21 protein-coding genes are annotated in these 22147 nt (G+C 64.7%); 11 read left to right on the forward strand and 10 right to left on the reverse strand.

What is annotated here, in order from left to right:
• Positions 1-3 precede the first annotated feature (3 nt).
• The 3 genes from FOB72_RS02510 to FOB72_RS02520 form a co-directional block, all read right to left on the reverse strand.
• Positions 4-1239: an MFS transporter gene (locus FOB72_RS02510; protein ID WP_191002178.1), complete on the reverse strand. Its 1236-nt coding sequence runs from the start codon at positions 1237-1239 to the stop codon at positions 4-6.
• A 49-nt stretch (positions 1240-1288) separates the two neighbouring features.
• Positions 1289-1570 (reverse strand): hypothetical protein, encoded by a 282-nt coding sequence (locus tag FOB72_RS02515; RefSeq protein ID WP_150371088.1) that lies wholly within the window; start codon positions 1568-1570, stop codon positions 1289-1291.
• A 270-nt stretch (positions 1571-1840) separates the two neighbouring features.
• On the reverse strand, positions 1841-2332 hold the full coding sequence (locus tag FOB72_RS02520) for a hypothetical protein (protein WP_150371089.1): 492 nt from the start codon (positions 2330-2332) through the stop codon (positions 1841-1843).
• Between the two features lie 205 nt (positions 2333-2537).
• Here FOB72_RS02520 and FOB72_RS02525 point away from each other — a divergent pair, with 205 nt between their 5' ends.
• Together FOB72_RS02525 and FOB72_RS02530 are read left to right on the forward strand one after the other, a co-directional pair.
• Positions 2538-3299, forward strand: a complete 762-nt coding sequence (locus FOB72_RS02525; protein ID WP_150371090.1) for a tetratricopeptide repeat protein — start codon at positions 2538-2540, stop codon at positions 3297-3299.
• A 36-nt stretch (positions 3300-3335) separates the two neighbouring features.
• Entirely contained in the window at positions 3336-4232 is an 897-nt protein-coding gene (locus FOB72_RS02530) for a spermidine synthase (RefSeq protein ID WP_191002179.1), read from the forward strand.
• Between the two features lie 33 nt (positions 4233-4265).
• On the opposite strand, the gene FOB72_RS02535 is transcribed toward FOB72_RS02530, so the two are convergent.
• Positions 4266-5861 (reverse strand): ABC transporter substrate-binding protein, encoded by a 1596-nt coding sequence (locus FOB72_RS02535; RefSeq protein ID WP_150371092.1) that lies wholly within the window; start codon positions 5859-5861, stop codon positions 4266-4268.
• 110 nt (positions 5862-5971) lie between these two features.
• On the opposite strand from FOB72_RS02535, the gene trmB reads away from it, so the two are divergent.
• Positions 5972-6679, forward strand: a complete 708-nt coding sequence (gene trmB / locus FOB72_RS02540; protein WP_150371093.1) for a tRNA (guanine(46)-N(7))-methyltransferase TrmB — start codon at positions 5972-5974, stop codon at positions 6677-6679.
• Here the strand turns inward: trmB and FOB72_RS02545 are convergent.
• From FOB72_RS02545 to FOB72_RS02565, 6 genes are all read right to left on the reverse strand, one after another.
• Positions 6668-7870 (reverse strand): DUF2863 family protein, encoded by a 1203-nt coding sequence (locus tag FOB72_RS02545; protein WP_150371094.1) that lies wholly within the window; start codon positions 7868-7870, stop codon positions 6668-6670. The genes trmB and FOB72_RS02545 overlap by 12 nt on opposite strands.
• Positions 7871-7994: 124 nt before the next feature.
• Entirely contained in the window at positions 7995-8129 is a 135-nt protein-coding gene (locus FOB72_RS32765) for a hypothetical protein (RefSeq protein ID WP_258307836.1), read from the reverse strand.
• A gap of 147 nt (positions 8130-8276) precedes the next feature.
• Entirely contained in the window at positions 8277-10982 is a 2706-nt protein-coding gene (acnA, locus tag FOB72_RS02550) for an aconitate hydratase AcnA (RefSeq protein WP_150371095.1), read from the reverse strand.
• A 199-nt stretch (positions 10983-11181) separates the two neighbouring features.
• Positions 11182-11751, reverse strand: a complete 570-nt coding sequence (locus FOB72_RS02555; RefSeq protein ID WP_150371096.1) for a hypothetical protein — start codon at positions 11749-11751, stop codon at positions 11182-11184.
• A gap of 192 nt (positions 11752-11943) precedes the next feature.
• Positions 11944-12924 carry an HpcH/HpaI aldolase/citrate lyase family protein gene (locus tag FOB72_RS02560; protein WP_150371097.1) on the reverse strand — a complete coding sequence of 327 codons (981 nt, stop codon included), beginning with the start codon at positions 12922-12924 and terminating at the stop codon, positions 11944-11946.
• A 117-nt stretch (positions 12925-13041) separates the two neighbouring features.
• Complete coding sequence (locus tag FOB72_RS02565) at positions 13042-14025, reverse strand: malate dehydrogenase (RefSeq protein ID WP_109580504.1); 984 nt, start codon at positions 14023-14025, stop codon at positions 13042-13044.
• Between the two features lie 218 nt (positions 14026-14243).
• On the opposite strand from FOB72_RS02565, the gene FOB72_RS02570 reads away from it, so the two are divergent.
• The 8 genes from FOB72_RS02570 (at position 14244) to FOB72_RS02605 (ending at position 22146) form a co-directional block, all read left to right on the forward strand.
• Positions 14244-15116 carry a GntR family transcriptional regulator gene (locus tag FOB72_RS02570; protein ID WP_150371098.1) on the forward strand — a complete coding sequence of 291 codons (873 nt, stop codon included), beginning with the start codon at positions 14244-14246 and terminating at the stop codon, positions 15114-15116.
• 318 nt (positions 15117-15434) lie between these two features.
• The gene (gene sdhC / locus FOB72_RS02575) at positions 15435-15845 is read left to right on the forward strand and encodes a succinate dehydrogenase, cytochrome b556 subunit (protein ID WP_150371099.1); all 411 of its coding nucleotides are present in this window, start codon (positions 15435-15437) and stop codon (positions 15843-15845) included.
• A 13-nt stretch (positions 15846-15858) separates the two neighbouring features.
• A complete protein-coding gene (gene sdhD / locus FOB72_RS02580; RefSeq protein WP_109580507.1) occupies positions 15859-16224 on the forward strand; it encodes a succinate dehydrogenase, hydrophobic membrane anchor protein in 366 nt (121 codons plus the stop codon).
• A gap of 3 nt (positions 16225-16227) precedes the next feature.
• A complete protein-coding gene (sdhA, locus tag FOB72_RS02585; protein WP_150371100.1) occupies positions 16228-18006 on the forward strand; it encodes a succinate dehydrogenase flavoprotein subunit in 1779 nt (592 codons plus the stop codon).
• A gap of 34 nt (positions 18007-18040) precedes the next feature.
• Positions 18041-18742 carry a succinate dehydrogenase iron-sulfur subunit gene (locus FOB72_RS02590; RefSeq protein WP_109580509.1) on the forward strand — a complete coding sequence of 234 codons (702 nt, stop codon included), beginning with the start codon at positions 18041-18043 and terminating at the stop codon, positions 18740-18742.
• A gap of 138 nt (positions 18743-18880) precedes the next feature.
• Positions 18881-19168: a succinate dehydrogenase assembly factor 2 gene (locus FOB72_RS02595; protein WP_191002224.1), complete on the forward strand. Its 288-nt coding sequence runs from the start codon at positions 18881-18883 to the stop codon at positions 19166-19168.
• Between the two features lie 41 nt (positions 19169-19209).
• On the forward strand, positions 19210-20511 hold the full coding sequence (gltA, locus tag FOB72_RS02600) for a citrate synthase (protein WP_150371102.1): 1302 nt from the start codon (positions 19210-19212) through the stop codon (positions 20509-20511).
• 507 nt (positions 20512-21018) lie between these two features.
• Complete coding sequence (locus tag FOB72_RS02605; protein WP_150371103.1) at positions 21019-22146, forward strand: branched-chain amino acid ABC transporter substrate-binding protein; 1128 nt, start codon at positions 21019-21021, stop codon at positions 22144-22146.
• The last annotated feature ends 1 nt before the right edge of the window (position 22147 follow it).

The raw sequence follows: 22147 nt of genomic DNA on the forward strand, positions 1-22147 counted from the left end.
GATTCATCGAGCGCCTTCGTCAGGCGCTCGATGTGCTTGACTGAATCCCACGCGAAGCACGCCGGCCGCCGCCAGTGCCGCGACGGCATACACGATGGCAAGCGATGTCGCGGTACCGTCGTATGCCAGACTGGCAATCAGCGCCGCCGCACCGCCGACCAGTGCCAGAAATCCGTTGAGCGTGCCTGCGATGGCGGTGCGACTGTCTTCCGGCACATCCATCGCTCGGGCGTTTGCTGTGGGTACGACCATGCAAAAGCCGAGTTGTGCCGTCGCGAGCGCGAGCATGAACAGCGGCAGCGAGACGTGTGGCTGCACGGTCAGCGCGATCAGTGCGCATGCGCATACGCCCTGCAGGAACACGCCGGCGCGCATGCAGCGAAGCGGGGCGATACGCGCCATCAGTGCGCCAGTGGCGAGGTAGCCGGTGACGCCGACGCAGGCGAAGCCGGACAGTACAGCACCGACGGCAACGACGGACATGTCGAAGCGGTCCATCAACAGGAATGGTGCGGCCACCAGCAGCGCGGTGTAGCCGGCGTGCGTTGCGCATAACAGCGCGATCGGCGGGAGCGATGGATGGTGCCACCAAACCTGCCCGGTGCCGTGACGTCGCGCGCGGCATGTGCGAGTGCGCTCTCTCGTCCCTGCGAGCGTGGGGACGAACCATCCGATCATCGGCACGATCAGCAGCAGCGCGATACAGAACACGGCGAAGGTCGTACGCCAGCCCCACGCGATTGCCATGACACCCGCGGCAAGCGGTGCCACGGTACACGCCGTTTCCAGCGCGGCCTGCCCGTATGCATATACCTTTCCATAACCTTCCGCGCCGGATAGGTCGCGCAGCAACGCCCGTGCGGCAATTGAGCCCATGGCGTTCACGACGAGTATGGCAGGCAAGATAACGGCGTAGCCAAGGCCGGAAGTCACCGCCGTGCTCAGCAGTCCGAGCGCGCAAACGAGCACTGCACTCATCGTCACCATTGTCCGGCGGCCCACACGGTCGACGATCGGGTGGCCAAGCAGGGAGACACCCGCCGTCATGATCGTTGCCGCCGAGAGCAGCGATTGCAGCAAGTCCGGGCCGAGGGCGAGATCGCGGCCGATAAGCGGGAGGAGCGGTTGCAGGACTTCGAAGAGGACCGTTACCAGAATGATGCGCAGGTACAGGCAGGTGCAGGCGAGCGCCACGCTTGCGCGGCGCGACATTGGGACATGGCTGGACATGGCAGGCATGGCGACACGCGCCGGGACGTCGTTCGCCGCGGCGCATGCATGCGTCGTGTCAGACGGCGGCAGCCATCGTGGCGGCATCGGCGCCATGCCGGCCCTGTGCGCGGCGTCGCGCGCTGCCCGCGCACCAGGTTTCGATCAGTTGCCGGTGCTGCGGATACCGCCTGCAGAAATAGTCGGAGAATGCTTCCCAGTGGTCGTCCTTCAGCATGCCGTGCAGCATGCCCAGGTCTTCGACGGGAAAGGTCAGGTCCATATGCATGCGGAACGCGGACATCTGGTCCGGCGTTGCGTGATCGCATAGCACTTCGGCATTGAGTCGATGTTGGCCCATGGAAGGCGCTCCTTTGGCGTAAACAGGAAGGGGGCGGCAATGGGACGCGGTGTTCGCGCCCGACGCAGCGCTATGGCTGCCTGATCAGCTTAAGAAACGCAGAGGCGCGTAGCGATAGCGGTTCAACGGAAGTTGAAATGGCTGGCGAGGGAGGGGAGAGGGGAGGTAGGGGGCGCGGGGTACGCGGCGCCGTGGTGGGCGCCGCGCAAGGATCCGTAGGGCCGGATCGGAAAAGGCGGGTCGAGGCGGGTCGAAGGGGGGGGAGCGGATTCAGACCGTCGTATCGACGTTGTTCCCCACCATGCTGCCACTTTCCTGCTGAATCGCCTCCGCCAGCTTCGCCATGGCCGCCCTCAACGCGCCCTGCAGCGTGTTGGCCTGCCCCTGCAAGCCGGCCAGTTGCGTCGCCTTGAGGCGTTCGTCCATGTCGCTCGACTGGATACTCTGGATCTGCTGCTGCACCACCGCCAGCTGTTTCTGGATCTGTTCGATCATCTCCTTGATCGTCTTGATCGTGACCGACTCGTTGCTGTCGTCCTCGGTTCCCTGTGCCGCGCCGCCGGCCGAGGCTGCGCCGCCGGCGAGGGTGGGGCCCTGGATGCGGCCGCTGCGGTCGGCTTCGCCCGTGGTGGTGCCGGTGGCGGCGTCCGGGGTGGAAGTGGCCGCTGACTTATTGGAGGCCTGCTGCGCGGCGATGGTGTCGCGCGGCGTCAGGACCTGTGGCGTGATGTTGGCGAGGCTGGTGCCGGAGACGCTGGTCATTGCTGTAATCCTGTCGAGGGAAGAGCCTGTCACGGAGAACGGCACGAAACTGCGAAAACTTTAGTGGCCACCGAGAGACCAAAGACAGGGGCGTGCCGCGCCCGGCGAGAGCCAGCCGGCCCGCATCTGTCACAATCGCGTCCGTGGCGCCGCATTCCGTCTTCCCGACCCGCGCCGCGTGCTAAACCCGATTTCGGATTGATCCATGTCTTCTTACCTCGGATTCGGTGGTATCGGCCTGCATGTCATCGTGGCGATCTTCTTCGCCGTGCATGCCGTGCGTACCCACCAGAACATGTACTGGCTGCTGCTGCTGTTCATTTTCCCGGGCCTCGGCAGCATCGTGTATTGCTTCGCCATTTATCTGCCGAGCCTGCGCCAGACGCGCGGGGCCCGGGCGGCCGGCCGCGCCATCCGGCAGATCGTCGATCCGAACCGTGCCGTGCGCGAGGCGCGCGACGCGTTCGATCGCGCCCCCACCGTCGATGCCCGTATGCGCCTGGGCGCCGCGCTGCTCGATGCCGGCAACCCGGCCGAGGCGCTCGAGCACTACCAGGCCGCCGCGAACGGGCCGTTCGCCGCCGATCCGGCGCTGCTGCTCGGCCTGGGCCGCGCCCAGTTCGCCACGGGCCAGCACGCGGCCGCGCGGCAGACGCTGGAGCGGCTGTTCGAGGTCAATCCGATCTCGCGCGAGCAGTCGGATCCGACACTGCTTTATGCGCGCACGCTCGCGGTGCTCGGTGCCGATGGCACCCGGGCTGCCTTCGAGCAGGCGCTGACGAGCGCCAGCGACGTGGCGGCACGTTGCCTGTTCGCAGACTGGCTGGCCAAACAGCCCGACGCAGCGGACCGGGAACGCGCTAAGGCGCTCTATACCGAGATCGTCCACGACGCGCGCCACTGGCCGCGTCATGCCCGCGAGCACAATCGCGAATGGCTGCAGCGCGCGCAATCGGCGCTGGGCTGAATGATTTCACGCGCCGTTGGCGCATTCCTCCGCAATATGACGCTTCTGAAACGCAAATCGATCGAGGCGGTGGCCTCCCGCCGTCCCGCCCGGGGCACCCGCTCCAGCGAGGGTACGCGCGAACCGCGCGCCGCGCGCCACGACTTCGGCGACGAATCCCGCATGACGCCGCGCTTCGCGCCGGTGACGTTCTCCGAGATGGACGGCGTGCGCTATCTCCATTTCGGTACCGAGTGGGTGCAGGGTGCGATGCGCCTGCGCAAGCCCGATGCCATCGAGCTCGAATATGCGCAGCAGATGATGGCGTGGCTGCTGTTCCAGTCGCCGTCCGCCGACGGCTTCCATGTGGCGCAGCTCGGGCTTGGCGCCGCGGCGCTGACCAAGTTCTGCCATCGCTATTTCGCGCGCGCGAAGGTGACGGCCGTCGAACTCAATCCCGCGGTGATCATCGCGGGACGCAGCATGTTCGGCCTGCGCGAGGACGATGCGCGTCTGACCGTGCGCGAGCAGGACGCGTGGGACTTCGTGATGGATCGCGCGAACATCGCGAGCATCGACGCGCTGCAGGTGGACCTGTACGATGCCACCGCGCGCGGCCCCGTGCTCGACACCACCGCGTTCTACAACGCATGCCGGCGCGTGCTGAAGGCGCCGGGCGTGATGACGATCAACCTGTTCGGCGACCACGAGAGTTTTCCGAAGAACATCGTGCGCATCTGCGAAGCCTTCGACAATCGCGTGCTCGTGTTTCCGGAAGTCCACGACGGCAACATCATCGCGATGGCTTTCAACGGCCCGCGCATCGACGTGTCGTGGGACACGATCGAGGCACGGGCCGAGGTCGTCGAGGCGACGACCAGATTGCCCGCGAAGGATTGGGTGAAGAAGCTGCGCGCGGCGAATGCGCGGCAGGAAGCACGGCTCGTGATCTGACGGAAAGGGTGCCCCGCGCGGGCACCTTCGCCATTACTCCTTGTGGAAGAACTGCGCGAGCGACCACTCGTCCGTGCGGGCCTCGTAGCGAACGCCCTTGCGCATCGCCCACATCGCCAGCTGGCTATGCGAGGGAATGATCGCGTGGTCGTCGAGCGCGAACCTTGCCGCCGCGCGCGCGTTCTCTTCGCGCGCCTTGTCGCTGCTGACCGTCGTCAGCGAGGTCTCGATAAGCTTGTCCAGCTGCGGATTGCTGTACTTGCCCCAGTTCCACGTGCCGTAGCCCGTCTGCGGATTCGGCGTGCCGGTAATCGAGCGCAATGCCACGTCCGCGGCCGCCGAGCCCCATCCCAGCATCTGGAACGAGAACTCGCCCTGACGCGCGCGCGTGAAGTACGCGGCCACGGGCATCGTTTCCACCTTGGTCTGAATGCCGATACGCGTCAGCATCGCGGCCGTGGCCTGCGCCACCGCGTTGTCGTTCAGATAGCGGTTGTTGGTCGCATGCAGCGTCAGCCCGAAGCCATTCGGATACCCGGCGGCGGCCAGCAGCTTTTTCGCGCCTTCGGGATCGTAGGCATCGGGTTTGGTCCCCGGATGCCCGAAGATCTGCGGCGACACGATCGACGAGGCCGGCACCGCGAGCCCTTCCATGATGCGGCTGACGATTGCATCGCGATTGAGCGCCTTGCTGATGGCGGCCCGCACACGCGCATCCTTGAACGGATTCTTGCCCAGTGGCTTGCCGGCCTTGTCGGTGACGAACGGCGGATTGTCGCGCGACTGGTCCATCTGCCAGAAGATCGTGCGCCACGATACCTGCTGCTCGATGCGGAACTTGGTGTTCTGCTTGAAGCGCGCGACGTCTGCCGCCGGCACGGATTCGATCACGTCCACATCGCCAGAGAGCAGGGCGGCCGTGCGCGCGCCGTTGTCGGTCAGGATGCGGAACGTCACGCGGTCCCAGTCGACCTTCGGTCCCCAGTAATCGGGATTACGCTGCATCACGATTTCCTGCCCGCGCGCAAAGCGCACGAATTTGAACGGCCCCGTGCCGATCATCAGCTTGCCCGAGTCGAAGTCCGCCTGCGTGAGCGTGGCGGCCACCGCCTTCGGCATGATCGGCACGCTGTTCAGGTCGTTGGCGAGGTTCGCGTAGTTCTGCACGTTCATCGTCAGCCGGACCGTGAGCGCGTCGGGCGTGTCGATGCTCTTGATGGGCTTGGTGTAGCTCGTGAACGTGCCGGGGCTGTTCACGAGTTTCTCGGGGCGCTCGAGCGAGGCCTTCACGTCGGCGCTCGTGAACGGCGAGCCGTCATGCCATTTGACGTTCGGCCGCAGCTTGATCTCCCACGTGGTGGGATTGACGGGCTTCCACGACAGCGCGAGGCCGGGGATATAGCGTGCGTTCTTGTCCATGAACACGAGCGACTCGAACACATGCAGCGCGATGGCATTGTTCGGGCCCGCGTTGTTCCATTGCGGATCCATCGATGTGACGTCGGCGGCGAGGCCCACGCGCAGGTCTTCGGCCAGGGCCGCATGGCCCGGGACCAGCAGGGCCGTGCCGAGCGCGAGTGCCGCGGCGGCGCGTGCGAACCATTGGCCAACTTGGTGATAGATCTTCATCGGAAGCTCCTCTGCGGTCGTCAACTCGGCATTGTGCCGCCAAACTTACATCGACGCGAGCGCGCCGGCCAGTTACGAATGCCCGCCGGTTGCCAGTAAAATCGGCGCCCATGTTCGCCAATTCCCGCACCATCGCCTCCGCGCAGACCGATATCCACGATCATCTGGCCGCGCGCGTGGCCCGCCACCTCGCCGAGCCGTTCCGCAAGCCCATCGGCGACGCCAGCCGTCACGCCATGGACGAGGCGCTGTCCGCATGGCGCCGCGCGGGCGGTGGGGGAGGGGATAGGCCGCTGATCCTCGATGCCGGATGTGGCGTCGGCGAGAGCACGCTGCGCCTCGCGCGCGCCTATCCTGACCACTTCGTGATCGGCGTCGATCAATCCGAAAAACGGCTGACCGCGGGCAAGGACTGGTGGGAAGGGGAGATGCCCGGCAATTACCACTGGGCGCGCGCGGACCTCGTCGATGTCTGGCGCATGCTCGTGGCGGATGGGGTGCCGGTGGCGCGCCATTACGTGCTGTACCCGAACCCGTGGCCGAAGATTGGGCATCTGGGGCGGCGCTGGCAGGGCCACGCGGTGTTTCCCGCGCTGGCGGCGCTGGGCGATTATCTCGAATGCCGCAGCAACTGGAAGATCTATATCGACGAGTTCGCGGCCGCGCTGGAGATGGTGGGCCGCCCGGCAGTCACGGAACCGTGGCTGCCCGCCGTCCCGATGACGCCGTTCGAGCGCAAGTACGGCGCATCGGGCCACGATCTGTGGCGCTGCGTGAGCAGCCCAACGAAGGTCCCAACGAGCGGCTCAGTGAAATAACGGCTGCTGCGTCGGCGCGTCTTCGGGCAGTTCCGCATGCACGATCTCGCCGGTGCGATCGGCGTAGAGCGGCGTGCCGCAGTCCTCGCAGTACTCGGGATCGAACAGCGCGGCGTGGCGGAAGATGTCTTCCACGCCGACGTTACGCAGTTCCTCGCAGATCTGCTCGAGCGGATTGCCCTTTTCCTCGGCATCCACCTCGCCCGCCTCGCGGCCATACACGGGCCAGACGATGCCGTAGATCACGTCCTTTTCGCCGCGGATCGTGAAGCCCACGCGGTATTCCTCGACCACTTCCTCGCCGAACGACGCGACCACGGCGGCCAGCTGACCGGCCGGCATATCGAGCGTGCCGCTCAGGTAGTTGACGGCCGCGCGCACGGTCAGCGGACGAATGCTCTTGTCGGACTCGCGGCAGGACAGGAAGAACGCGTCCGGCAGCAGAAGCTCGAATTCGCAGCCCGGCAGCATCATCGCCACCGACGGTTGCACCTGCGTGCGCCATTGTTCGAGGCAGACCGAACGCTCGGCGTGGTGCTCCTTGGCGTCTTCCTGCCAGCGGAACAGCGCGCCTTCGTGCGGGGCGACGACCACGGCCAGCAGATAGCGCGGATCGGCGAGAATCGGGGCGGTTTCCGGCAGGTCGCGCAGATCGACCTTGGGCACGGCGCCCGCCAGCGCGGCGGCGGCCAGCTTGTGGGTCAGTGCGAAGGTATCGCTATGCGTGCGCGGCAGCTGGTCGATGCTGTACAGGTAAGGCGACAGCGCGACCTTGGTGCCGTTGGCCAGCACGTGGGCCTGCAGATGCACGGACAGCGTCTGGGCCACGTCGCCCTTGAGCGCGCCCGACGGAATCGCATAACGCGTATGGGCCAGGATCGGCGCGGCGATCAGCAGCGCGTCGTAGCGCACGCCGTCCACCTCGATCGTCGCGGACTCCGCGAGCGTCTCGGCCTGTTCCGCGAGCACGTCGGAGGCGTCGGCATTGTGCTTGAACAGGTGTTCGAGCGCCGCGTCGAGCGCGGTCTGGCTGCCATTTTTCAACAGACGCCCGAGGCGCTGAGAGAGACGGCGCTCCCAATAGCCGTCCTCCATGCGGCTGCCCGAGGCGTCGAGCGCCAGTGCATCGGCCACGAGCCGTTCGGCGTCGGGCGAGAGTCGGGGGGAAGCCTTGGGACGAAAACCTGCCATAGATAGAAACCGTCTGTTTTGCGTAAAACGGTATTCTACTCGCTGCGTTGGCAAAAGAAGGCCCCAGTCGGGCCTCTCGTGTATCCGCGAGTGCGGGGATGCCGCACGATGGCAGCCAGCGCGGTTATTTCTGCGTGGCGGGGGCGTGGGTTTCGGTGCCGTGCTGCTCGCCGGCGATGGACACGTCGTCTCCGCCCTTGGTGAGCAGATAGAGGGCGGCGCCCGCGACGACCACGAATGCGATCACAATCTTGACCATGCTGTCTCCTGGCTAATCGTTATATTGTCAGGAGGCAGTCTGGCAGTGCCGGCTTGCGTGGAACTTACGGGGCGGATCGGGGAAATCCCTTAAGAAAATCCCCGATCCGTGGCCGCCGTGGCCGATCAGCGGTCGATCAGCGGTCGATCAAGCCGCCAGCAGCTGGCGCAGCACGAACGGCAGGATGCCGCCGTGGTTGTAGTAGTCCACCTCGATCGGCGTATCGATGCGCAGCAGCACCGGCACGCGCTGGGTGTCGCCATTGCTGCGATGGATCACCAGCACCACATCCTGCTGCGGCTTCAGTTCGCCCTCGATGCCCTCGATGTCGAACGTCTCGCTGCCGACGATGCCCAGCGACTGTGCGCTGTCGCTGCCCTTGAACTGCAGCGGCAGCACGCCCATGCCCACGAGGTTCGAACGGTGAATCCGCTCGAAGCTGCGCGCGATCACGGCCTTCACGCCCAGCAGCTGCGTGCCCTTGGCCGCCCAGTCGCGCGACGAGCCGGTGCCGTATTCCTCGCCACCGAACACCACCGTGGGCGTGCCCTCGGCGATGTACTTCATCGCGGCGTCGTAGATCGACATTTCGTCGCCGGTCGGCTGATGCAGCGTAATGCCGCCTTCCACGCGCGAGCCGTCGGCCTTCGGCGGAATCATCAGGTTCTTGATGCGCACGTTGGCGAACGTGCCGCGCATCATCACCTCGTGGTTGCCGCGGCGCGAACCGTAGCTGTTGAAGTCGGCCTTGAGCACGCCGTGGGAGAGCAGGTACTTGCCCGCCGGCGAGGTGTCCTTGATCGAGCCGGCCGGGGAAATATGGTCGGTCGTCACGGAGTCCCCGAACACGCCCAGCGCGCGGGCGCCGCGCACGCTGGCGCTCGCGGCCTTCGGCTCGATGTCGAAGTCCTGGAAGAACGGCGGCTCGGCAATGTAGGTCGAGTCCGGCCAGTCGTAGACCTGGCCCGTCGTGCCCTTGATCTTCGCCCACAGCGGGCTCGGATCCTTGACCTTGCCGTAGTTGTTCTTGAAGACCTTGGCATCCAGCGCGAACTTCAGCAGGCCGTGGATTTCTTCCGACGTCGGCCAGATATCGCCGAGCCAGACGTCCTGGCCGTCCTTGCCCTTGCCCACGGGCTCGGTCATCAGGTCGCGCGTCATCGTGCCGGCGATCGCGTAGGCCACGACCAGCGGCGGCGAGGCCAGGAAGTTGGCGCGGATGTTCGGGTGGATGCGCGCCTCGAAGTTACGGTTGCCGGACAGCACGGCCGCGGCCACGAGGTCGTTCTCGACGATGGCCTCGTTCAGCGGCGCGGTCAGGTCGCCCGCGTTGCCGATGCAGGTCGTGCAGCCATAGGCCGTCACGCCGAAGCCGAGCTTCTCGAGGTACGGCAGCAGCTTGGTCTTGGTCAGGTACTCGGTGACCACGCGGCTGCCCGGGGCGAGCGAGGTCTTGATATGCGGCGCCACGGTCAGGCCGGCTTCCACCGCCTTCTTCGCGAGCAGGCCCGCGGCCAGCAGCACGCTCGGGTTCGACGTGTTCGTGCACGAGGTGATGGCGGCGATCAGCACGTCGCCGTTCTTCACCTTCACGCCGTCGGAGGTCTCGTACTGCGCCGTCAGTTCCTCGGGCTTCTTGTTGAAGCCGTTCTCGGAGACGGGCTTGCTGAACAGCGACGCGAACGTGCTCTTCACGTGGCCGATCTCGATGCGGTCCTGCGGACGCTTCGGGCCTGCCAGCGACGGGGCCACGGAACCGAGATCCAGCGTCAGGTTCACGCTGTAGTCGATCTCGCCCGGGCCGGCCACGCCGAACAGTTCCTGCGCGCGGAAGTAGCCTTCGAACGCGGCGATTTCCTCGTCCGTGCGGCCCGTCCCCTTGAAATAGTCGATGGTCTTCTCGTCCACCGGGAAGAAGCCCATGGTCGCGCCGTATTCGGGTGCCATGTTGCCGATGGTCGCGCGGTCCGGCACGGCGATGTTCGCGGTGCCTTCGCCGTAGAACTCGACGAACTTGCCCACGACCTTCTCGCGCCGCAGCATCTCGGTGATCGTCAGCACGAGGTCGGTGGCGGTCACGCCCTCGCGCAGGCGGCCCTTCAGCTCCACGCCCACGACGTCCGGCGTCAGGAAGTACACGGGCTGGCCCAGCATGCCGGCCTCGGCCTCGATGCCGCCCACGCCCCAGCCCACCACGCCGATGCCGTTGATCATCGTGGTGTGCGAATCGGTACCCACGAGCGTGTCCGGATAATAGACATCGCCCTTCTTGTGCACGCCACGGGCCAGGTATTCGAGGTTCACCTGGTGGACGATGCCGAAGCCGGGCTGCACCACGCCGAACGTGTCGAACGCCTGCATGCCCCACTTCATGAACTGGTAGCGCTCGTTGTTGCGCTGGAACTCGAGCTGCATGTTCAGATCGAGCGCCTTCTTCTCGCGGAAGTGGTCGATCTGCACCGAGTGGTCGACCACGAGGTCCACCGGCACCAGCGGCTCGATCTTCTTGGGGTTCTTGCCCATCTTCTCGGCCACGTTACGCATGGCCGCCAGATCGGCGAGCAGCGGCACGCCCGTGAAATCCTGCAGCACCACGCGGGCCACGACGAACGGGATCTCGTCCACGCGATCGGCGTTGGGCTTCCAGTGAGCCAGCTGCCGCACGTGTTCCTCGGTCACCTTCTTGCCGTCGCAGTTGCGCAGCACGGACTCGAGCACGAGTCGAATCGACACAGGCAGGCGCTCGATCGCGACGCCGAGCTCCTTGCCCAGCTGGGGCAGGGAATAGAACTGGCCGCTACCGTTGCGGCCGATCTTGAACGACTTCAGGGTATTTTTGAGATTGTGGGGCATTACCTGGCTCCAATGAAGGAATGACGCGGTGCTACGGCTTCTTGTTCTTGAGAGACCCCGGCGCGCGCCCGAGGTTCGTCACGGGGTGCGCGCCGTCACAGCAAACACTTATTGTGCGCGAGGCGAAGAAACTCTGCCACGCTGCAGGCCATCGTGATCGTCAATCACGATGGCGAGACGCTACGGTAATGGCGTTTCTTTACTGCTTCGGGGCAACCAGGGCCGCAGGCTGTGCCTGGGCGGCCGGTTGCTGCTGCTGGGCATCGGCCTGCGGTGCGGCCGGGGCGGCCAGCAGCGGCGTGGCCACCGGCGCGCGCAGCGCGCCGGCGACGGTCGGCGCGGAGCCGCCAGCCTGCATGTCGGCGTTCTGGCACTCGTCGGCCAGGCGCTGGCCCAGGTTCTTGTTGAACAGCATGGCCTTGCTCGGGATCACCACCAGGTCGAGGCCGCTGCGGGCATCGTAGTAGCGGTCCGCACCGGTCACGGTGGCCTGGCGCGGCAGGCGGTATTCCTTGGCCTCCCAGTTGACGACGATCACTTCGTCACGGCGCATGTCGCCGGCGATGTAGATCGCATGGCCCAGTTCGCATTGCCACTTCTCGCCGTTCGGCGTGACGGGCACTTCGGCGACCGGCGTGGCCTTCTTGGAGGACTTCTTGGCGGGCGCTTTTTTGGTCGCGGCCGGCTTCTTGGCGGGTTCCTGGGCCAGCGCTGCACCGGCGGTCAGGGTCATGGCGCCAATGCAGGCTGCGAGCACGAGGTGTTTCATTGCTGGTTCCTTTTCGGATATCAAAATAGTAGACCGCGGTATCGATGGGGTGCGGCAAGGGGGGGGGCAGTCATAGTTCGCCGCTATTCTCTACGATTTGCAAAGCCCGGCGTAGTACATCATGGGTTGGTTACACAATTGCACGGATTCGGATCACATCGTTGTTTCCATGTGCGCGACAACGGTGCCGGATCACGCGAAAAACAGCTCGGCGGCCGGCGGCGGCAGGGCCGTGCCCGTGGCCTGTGCGCGCTGCAGCAGAGACCAGTAATAGCGGTAGCTCGCGCGGTCGTGCAACTGCCCGTCATGGCGGATGGGCCCCCAGTTGTTCCGGTGCGCCGCGAGCAGGATCTCGCTGGCCGCGCCGATTTCCGCGTCGCTGGGCCGGAAGGCCGCCACGATCGGCGCGATCTGGCCCGGATGGATGCTCCATTTGCGCAGGTAGCCGAATTCGGTACGCGCGCGCAGCGCATCGTCGCCCGCGCGCTGCGGCATCTGGACGTCGGTGCTCACGTTGTGCGAGGGCACCTTGCCATGCCGGTGGCAGGCCGCCGAGATCTCCAGCATCGCGCGCCGGATCAGCGGCTGCTCGAATTGTTGCGGCGAGCGCATCGCCTCCCCGGGGATTGCCCCATGATGCGCAGAAACAAAATCCATGAGGCCGAACGATAGACACTCCACCTGCACCAGCGCGGCGATGTCGAACGCCTGCTCGAGGGCGGCATGCGTCTCGATCAGGACATGGATCGGGATATGGCGCGCGATGCCGGCCATGCGCGCGGCATGGTTGACGTGATCCGTCACGCGGGCCACCTCCACCACGTCCGTGACCTTCGGCACCACGACGTAGGCCAGCCGGGCGCCGGCGGCGGTGACGAGGATGTCGATGTCCTCGCGCCACGCGGGGTGGGCCGGGTCGTGAATGCGCACGCCCACGCGGTTGAACGCGTTCTCGCGGCTGTTGATCAGCTGCGCGCAAAGCGCGGCGTGTTCGCGTTCCTGGCCGACGGCGGCGCCGTCCTCGCAGTCGAACGTGATGTCGAACACGGGGCCAAGCTCTTGTTGCAGGCCCAGCGACTTGCGCATGAGCTTCTCGGTGCCGGCATAGTGGTCACAGACCGGTAGCTGGACCGGAATCGCTTCGCCCTGGAACAAGACCTCGGATGGATGCACGTTGATCGAGAAGTAGAGAGTTAAGACAGGCCGAATAAAAAAACCGGGGCCCGCGCCGATTCACGAAAATCCTGAATCGATGCAAGGCCCCGGTCTGTCATCGGAGGCGACTGGCGATCAGCCCAGCAGGTGCTGCACGCCGGCACGCTCTTCTTCGAGTTCCTTGAGCGTGATATTGATCTTTTCCTGGCTGTAGGCGTCGACTTCGAGGCCCTTCACCACTTCGTACTTGCCGTTGACCGTGGTCACCGGGAAGCCGAACATCGTGTCTTGCGGAATACCGTAGTCGCCGTTCGACGGGATGCCCATGGTCACCCACTTGCCGTTCGAACCCAGCACCCAGTCGCGCACGTGGTCGATGGCGGCGTTGGCGGCCGAAGCAGCCGACGACAGGCCACGGGCCTCGATGATCGCGGCGCCGCGCTTGCCGACGGTCGGCAGGAACACGTCGTTGTTCCAGGCGTGGTCGTTGATCAGCTCCTTGACGTTCTTGCCGTCAACGGTCGCGTAGCGGTAGTCGGCGTACATGGTCGGGCTGTGGTTGCCCCACACGAACAGCTTCTCGATGGCCGACACCGGCTTGCCGGTCTTGGCGGCGATCTGCGACAGCGCGCGGTTGTGGTCCAGGCGCAGCATGGCGGTGAAGTTCTCGCGCTTCAGGTTCGGCGCGGACTTCATGGCGATGTAGGCGTTGGTGTTGGCCGGGTTGCCGACCACCAGCACCTTGACGTCGCGGCTGGCCACTTCGTCCAGGGCCTTGCCCTGCACGGTGAAGATCTGGGCGTTGGCTTCGAGCAGGTCCTTGCGTTCCATGCCCTTGCTGCGGGGACGCGCGCCCACCAGCAGTGCCACGTCGGCGTCCTTGAACGCAACCTTGGGGTCGTCGGTGATCACGACGCCGGCCAGCAGCGGGAACGCGCAGTCTTCCAGCTCCATCACGACGCCCTTGACGGCGGCTTGGGCTTGCGGGAGGTCCAGCAGTTGGAGGATGACCGGCTGGTCTTTGCCGAGCATGTCGCCATTGGCGATGCGGAACAGCAGGGAATAGCCGATCTGGCCAGCGGCGCCGGTCACTGCGACGCGCATTGGGGCTTTAGCCATGGGAAAGTCTCCAAACGATGAAAAGGGGTGTGTCGCCACGGGGGCAGGGCGGCCATCCGCCGACAAGCCGTAAGTCTACTACTGCTATGTGGCGGCGCGGGGCTGCGGGAGTGTAGGTCCGGGCGGCGGACCCTGTCAAATAAGATGTCTTATATAAGACATAAGACATTTCATAGTTCGCTGGACGCGTTTCTCGCTTTTGTGGTGAAATCCGGGCTATGTCAACCCTGCCCACGTCCCTGGCCGCCGCGACCGCTAATGGCGCGCCGGAATCTGGCGCCGCTCCGTCCGGTGCCGGGACGCCGCCGCCCGCTTCGGGCGCGCCCGCCGCCTCGCCGGCGCCGTCGCCCGCCGCCCCGCCCGTCATCTCGAATTCGCCCACGTTCAGCCCGCTTTACCAGCAGATCAAGGCCCTCATCATGCAGAGCCTGCAGTCCGGCGAGTGGAAGCCTGGCGACATGATCCCGAGCGAGATGGAACTGGCCGCGCGCTACAAGGTGAGCCAGGGCACGGTCCGCAAGGCCATCGACGAGCTGGCTGCCGACAATCTGGTGGCCCGCCGCCAGGGCAAGGGCACGTTCGTCACGACCCATCACGAGGATGTGGTCAAGTTTCGCTTCCTGCGGCTGGTGCCGGACGAAGGGGAGCCGCACTACGGCGCGAGCCGGGTGCTCGAATGCAAGCGCCTGCGCGCGCCGGCGGAGATCGCGCGTCTGCTCGACCTGCGCACCGGCGACAGCGTGGTGCAGATTCGCCGCGTGCTGACGTTCTCGGGCGAAGCGACCGTGCTCGACGAGATCTGGCTGGTCGGCGCGAGCTTCAAGGGCCTGACGGCCGAGAAGCTCACGGAATGGAAGGGCCCGATGTACGCGCTGTTCGAGGCCGAATTCGGGACGCGCATGATCCGGGCCACCGAGAAGATCCGGGCGGTGGCGGCCGACGAGACGGCGGCGTCGCTGCTGTCCGTCCCGGCGGGCTCGCCGCTGCTGTCGGTGGAGCGGGTCTCGTTCACGTATGGCGACCGCCCGGTGGAAGTCCGCCGCGCGTTGTATGTCACAACACGCCACTACTATCAGAACGATCTGAGCTGACCCGTGAGTTGACCCGTGAATTGTCGAGCGGAAATGTCGAAAAACCACGCCGGGGTAGTGGAATTGTCATGCTCCAGGCTGGTGCGTGGCGATGTGGCGTGCGATTGTCGCGCACGCCGTGGTGGTGCGTGATAGCTGAAAATTATTGGTGCGCTGCGCAACAAAGGCGCTAAAATCATGTGGATTTGCCCCAGTGCATTCCTCTGTATGCAGTGCCGATATGCATGAATCATCGTGACGCGATGACCGTGGATTGGCAAGGGGTGATGGCAGTTTCGTTCTTTGGTAGTTCTTTTCTTACCGCAAATGGGGTCTCGCATGGCTGAAGCCGTCAAACAAGCCAGGCCGGAGTTCCGGAACATCCATGTCGCGCAACTCGCGCGATACAGGTTGCCCTGGGCCGGCAAGGTATCCATCCTGCATCGCGTGAGCGGTGCGTTGATGTTCCTCCTCCTTCCGTTCGTTCTCTTCCTGTTCGAGCAGAGCGTTACGTCCGAAATCAGCTTCGCCCGTTTCTCGAGCCTGCTGTCCAACGGCTTCGTCAAGCTGGTCGTGCTGGCCCTGATCTGGGGTTACCTGCATCACTTCTGTGCCGGTATCCGCTTCCTGCTGCTCGATCTGCACGTGGGTGTATCGAAGCCCGCTTCCGGCAAGTCTGCCATTACCGTGCTCGTCGTCAGCCTGCTGCTTACCCTGATTTTCGGGCTGAAGCTTTTCGGCCTGTTCTGAGGAGAGTATTCAAGTGGCAAATAACAATATCGGTCCCAAGCGCCTCGTCGTCGGCGCGCACTACGGTATCAAGGACTGGCTTGCGCAGCGCGTGACTGCGGTGATCATGGTGGTCTTCACCGTGGTCCTGGCCATCGCCTTTCTCGCCTTTGGCAACCCCACGTATGAAGGCTGGGCAGGTCTCTTCGCCAATCAATGGATGAAGATCCTGACTTTCCTGACCATCCTCTCGCTGCTGTACCACGCCTGGATCGGCGTGCGCGACATCTGGATGGACTACGTCAAGCCGATGGCCGTGCGCCTCGTGCTGCAAGTACTAACGATTCTGTGGCTCGTCGGTTGCGCGGGCTACGCTGCTCAGATTCTCTGGAGGGTGTAATAAATGGTCGCAGTCAAGACTGGATTGCCGCGTCGTCGATTTGACGTGGTCATCGTCGGGGCGGGCGGCGCCGGGATGCGCGCATCCCTCCAGCTCGCGGAAGCCGGCCTGAACGTGGCCGTGCTGTCCAAGGTTTTCCCCACGCGCTCGCACACCGTGGCCGCCCAGGGCGGTATCGGCGCCTCGCTCGGCAATATGAGCGAGGACAACTGGCACTATCACTTCTACGACACCATCAAGGGTTCCGACTGGCTCGGCGACCAGGATGCGATCGAGTTCATGTGCCGGGAAGCGCCGAAGGTCGTGTACGAGCTCGAGCACTTCGGCATGCCGTTCGACCGCAATGCCGATGGCACGATCTACCAGCGTCCGTTCGGCGGCCACACGGCCAACTACGGCGAGAAGCCCGTGCAGCGTGCCTGCGCCGCGGCCGACCGTACCGGCCACGCGCTGCTGCACACGCTGTACCAGCGTAACGTCCGCGCCAAGACCCACTTCTTCGTCGAATGGATGGCGCTGGACCTGATCCGCGACCAGGACGGCGACGTGCTGGGCGTGACGGCGCTGGAAATGGAAACGGGCGAAGTCTATATCCTCGAAGCCAAGACCACGCTGTTCGCCACGGGCGGTGCCGGCCGTATCTACGCCGCATCGACCAACGCGTTCATCAACACCGGTGACGGCCTGGGCATGGCGGCGCGCGCCGGTGTGCCGCTCGAGGACATGGAGTTCTGGCAGTTCCACCCGACCGGCGTGGCCGGCGCGGGCGTGCTGATCACCGAAGGCGTGCGCGGCGAAGGCGGTATCCTGCGTAACAAGGACGGCGAACGCTTCATGGAGCGTTACGCGCCGACGCTGAAGGATCTGGCGCCGCGTGACTTCGTGTCGCGCTCGATGGACCAGGAAATCAAGGAAGGCCGTGGCTGCGGCCCGAACGGCGACTACGTGCTGCTGGACCTGACGCACGTCGGTGCCGAGACCATCATGAAGCGCCTGCCGTCGATCCGCGAAATCGGCATGAAGTTCGCCAACGTGGACGCGATCAAGGAACCGATCCCCGTCGTGCCGACCATCCACTACCAGATGGGCGGTATCCCGACGAACTTCCACGGTCAGGTGGTGGTGCCGAAGAACGGCAACCCCAACGAAGTGGTCAACGGTTTCTACGCGATCGGCGAATGCTCGTGCGTGTCCGTGCACGGCGCGAACCGCCTGGGCACGAACTCGCTGCTCGACCTCGTGGTGTTCGGCCGTGCCGCCGGCAACCACATCGTCGCCAGCGCGCTCAAGCAGAAGGAACACAAGCCGCTGCCGGCCGATGCCGCCGACCTCGCGATGTCGCGCCTGGCCAAGCTGCAGGCGACGTCGTCGGGCGAGTACACGCAGGACGTGGCAAACGACATCCGTCGCAACATGCAGTCGCACGCGGGCGTGTTCCGTACGCAGAAGCTGATGGACGAAGGTGTCGAGCGCATCCTCGAAGTGGCGGAACGTGCCGACAACATCCACCTGAAGGACAAGTCGAAGGTCTTCAACACCGCGCTGGTGGAAGCCCTCGAAGTGGCCAACCTGGTGGAAGTGGCCAAGGCCACGATGATTTCGGCCGCGGCCCGCAAGGAATCGCGCGGTGCGCACGCGCACAGCGACTTCCCGAACCGCGACGACCAGAACTGGCTCAAGCACACGCTGTTCTACAGCGAAGGCAACCGCCTCGACTACAAGCCGGTGAAGATGGAACCCCTTACGGTGGAATCCGTTCCGCCGAAGGCTCGTACCTTCTGAGCACCGCATCGTAGAGAAAACAGGACCCACAGAAATGAAGCGTATCTTCGAAGTCTACCGCTACGATCCGGACAAGGATGCCGCCCCGCGCATGCAGACCTACGAGGTCGAGCTGGACGGTCACGAGCGCATGCTGCTGGACGCGCTGGTCAAGCTGAAGAAGCTGGACGAGACCATCTCGTTCCGCCGTTCGTGCCGTGAAGGCGTGTGCGGTTCGGACGCGATGAACATCAACGGCAAGAACGGCCTGGCCTGCCTGACGAACCTGCGCGAGCTGCCGGACCGCATCGTGCTGCGTCCGCTGCCCGGCCTGCCGGTGGTGCGCGACCTGATCGTCGACATGACGCAGTTCTTCAAGCAGTACAACTCGATCAAGCCGTTCCTGATCAACGACGAGCCGCCGCCCGAGAAGGAGCGTCTGCAGTCGCCGCAGGAACGTGACGAGCTGGACGGCCTGTACGAGTGCATCTTGTGCGCGAGCTGCTCGACGTCGTGCCCGTCGTTCTGGTGGAACCCGGACAAGTTCGTCGGCCCGGCCGGCCTGCTGCAAGCCTACCGCTTTATCGCGGACAGCCGCGACCAGGCCACCGGCGAGCGTCTGGACAACCTGAACGACCCGTACCGCCTGTTCCGTTGCCACAGCATCATGAACTGCGTCGATGTGTGCCCGAAGGGTCTGAACCCGACGAAGGCCATCGGCAAGATCAAGGAGCTGATGGTTCGCCGCGCGGTATAAGCGGCCGTGGCGGAAGCGGTCTAAACTGTCTTTCGCCACATGACTTAAGCGTAGTAGCGACGTAGTAGCAAGCAATGTAGTAAGCGGGGTGCAAGCCTGGGCGGTTATCGTCGGGGTTCGTGCTCCGCAGCACGAAGGCTGACCATGAGTCTTTCCACCACTTTCTCCCATCAGGCTGACCCGCACAAGCGCGCGCGGCTTCGCTGGCGTGCCCGCCGCGGCCTACTGGAGAACGACATCATCGTCGAGCGATTCTTCAACCGTTACGAGGAAAGCCTGTCCGACGAGGACGTGGCTGCACTCTCCGAGCTCTTCGAGCTCAGCGACAACGAGTTGATGGACCTGCTGCTTGCCCGCAAGGAGCTTGACGGTGAGCTCGACACGCCCCCGATGCAACGGCTGATTGGCCTGTTGCGTTCGGTCTGAGTTTGGTCAACATATTATTCACAGCATTTGAAGGAACCGACATGACGCCGTCCGATGTGAAAGCCACGCTATCGTTTTCCGATGGTTCCCCCAGCGTTGAGCTGCCGATCTACAAGGGTACCGTTGGCCCGGACGTGATCGACATTCGCAAACTGTACGGTCAGACCGGCAAGTTCACCTACGACCCGGGGTTCATGTCGACCGCCTCCTGCAACTCGAAGATCACCTACATCGACGGTGACAAGGGCGAGCTGCTGTACCGTGGCTACCCGATCGAGCAACTGGCCGCGAAGTGCGACCACCTCGAGACCTGTTACCTGCTGCTGAAGGGCGAGCTGCCGAACGCCAAGCAAAAGGAAGACTTCGTCTTCAACGTGATGAACCACACGATGGTTCACGAGCAACTGCAGTTCTTCATGCGCGGTTTCCGCCGTGACGCCCACCCGATGGCCGTGCTGACGGGCCTGGTCGGCGCCATGAGCGCGTTCTACCACGACGCGATGGACATCGACGATCCGCATCAGCGCGAGATCTCGGCCATCCGCCTAATCGCCAAGATGCCGACCCTGGTCGCCATGGCGTACAAGTACAACATCGGCCAGCCGTACATCTACCCGCAGAACGACCTGTCGTACTCGGGCAACTTCCTGCGCATGATGTTCGGCACGCCGTGCGCGCCGTATCACGTGAACCCGGTGCTCGAGCGCGCGCTCGACCGCATCTTCATCCTGCACGCCGACCACGAGCAGAACGCGTCGACCTCGACCGTGCGCCTGGCCGGTTCGTCGGGCACGAACCCGTTTGCCGCCATCGCCGCCGGCGTGGCCTGCCTCTGGGGCCCGGCTCACGGTGGCGCGAACGAAGCCGCGCTCAAGATGCTGGAAGAAATCGGCAGCGTGGACCACATCAACGAGTTCATCAAGCAGGTCAAGGACAAGAACTCGGGCGTGCGCCTGATGGGCTTTGGCCACCGCGTGTACAAGAACTACGACCCGCGCGCCAAGCTCATGCGCGAAACCTGCCACGAAGTGCTGAACGAACTGGGCCTGCACAACGACCCGCTGTTCAAGCTGGCCATGGAGCTCGAGAAGATCGCGCTCGAGGACGAATACTTCGTGAGCCGCAAGCTGTACCCGAACGTGGACTTCTACTCGGGTATCGTGCAGCGCGCGCTCGGCATCCCGACCTCGCTATTCACCTGCATCTTCGCGCTGGCACGTACGCCGGGCTGGATCTCGCAGTGGGAAGAAATGATCACCGATCCCGAGTACAAGATCGGTCGTCCGCGCCAGCTGTTCAACGGCGCATCGAGCCGCGACGTGCCGGACATGGCCAAGCGCTGATCGAGGCTGTTGCCGCGCAGGTTGCGGTACAGGAAGCCCCCGACCCGGTCGGGGGCTTTTTTTTGCGTGCTTTCTCCGTGGTGGTGCAAGACTGCCGGCGCAATTAAATGCGCACCACAATCGTGATATCCCGTTTCTGCGCCTTATTCTGCCGTACAGTGGTTGCAATCGTCGGCATTTATTGTGCAAATTTCCGTATTGATGGGAATCTCTGCTTCAATGCGGTGCAACTTCTCCCTATAATGGCGGCTGCTTCGCCGACGGCAGCCGGGCCATCCCTCCGGTCCTGACGTACCGGCCAAGCGGGGCAGGCGACGCGCTTGCGCAAGAGACAACGACAGTTGCTTGTCTTACCGAACATGACGCCCGGGCACCCCCGGGCGTCAGCACAGGCCGGGCCCCGCATCTCTCCATTTCCCTCGCTGGCCCGCATCCCTCCGTTCGATTGCGCGAGTCGCCCGACTCTGCCCGGCTGACCCACATCTACCTAGAACAGAGGAGCTCCTGATGACGTCTTCCCGTCTCACGTCCATCTCCGTCGCCGCTGCCATGGCGACGGCTGCCGCCTTCGCTGCGTCCGGCGCCAGCGCGGAAACCGTCAAGATCGCCATCGCCGGTCCGATGAGCGGCGCGGTCGCCCAGTACGGCGACATGGTCAAGGCCGGCGCGCTGACCGCCATCGAGCAGATCAACGCGGCCGGCGGCGCCGGCGGCAACAAGCTCGAAGCCGTGCTGATGGACGATGCCTGCGAGCCGAAGCAGGCCGTGGCCGTGGCCAACAAGATCGTCAGCCAGAACATTCGCTACGTGATCGGGCATGTGTGCTCGGGCTCGACGATTCCCGCATCGGACATCTACGAGAACGAAGGCATCGTGATGGTCACGCCGTCGGCCACCGCGCCGCAGCTGACCGAGAACAAGAAGCGCAAGTTCATCTTCCGCACGATCGGCCGCGACGACCAGCAGGGCCCGGCCGCCGCGCAGTACATCATCGGCAAGGTCAAGCCGAAGAAGGTGGCGATCCTGCACGACAAGCAGTCGTACGGCCAGGGTATTGCGAGCTCGGTGCGCAAGGATCTGGAAGCGGCCAAGATTCCGGTGGCGGTGTTCGAAGGCATCAATGCCGGCGACTCCGACTACTCGGCCGTCATCACCAAGCTGAAGTCGCAGGGCGTGGACTTCGTCTACTTCGGCGGCTATCACCCCGAGATGGGCCTGCTGCTGCGCCAGGCGCGCGAACAGGGCGTCAAGGCCACGTTCATGGGCCCCGAAGGCGTGGGCAACAAGGACGTGACCGCGATCGCGGGGCCGGCCTCCGAAGGCATGCTCGTGACGCTGCCGGCCGACTTCTCGGCCGATCCGGCCAACGCGGGTCTGGTCAAGGCGTTCGCGGACAAGAAGCGCGATGCGAACGGCGCGTTCCAGATGCCGTCGTATGCGGCCGTGCAGATCATCGGCGACGCCATTGCCGGCGCGAAGAGCACGGATCCGGCGAAGGTGGCCGCATACATGCACAAGAACGCGTTCCAGACGCCGATCGGCAAGGTCGAGTACGACGAGAAGGGCGACCTGCGCGCCTTCAAGTTCGTGGTCTACACGTGGCACAAGGACGCCACGAAGACCGCAGCCAACTAAA

The organism is Cupriavidus pauculus (genome assembly GCF_008693385.1).
Taxonomy (GTDB): Bacteria; Pseudomonadota; Gammaproteobacteria; order Burkholderiales; family Burkholderiaceae; genus Cupriavidus; species Cupriavidus pauculus_D.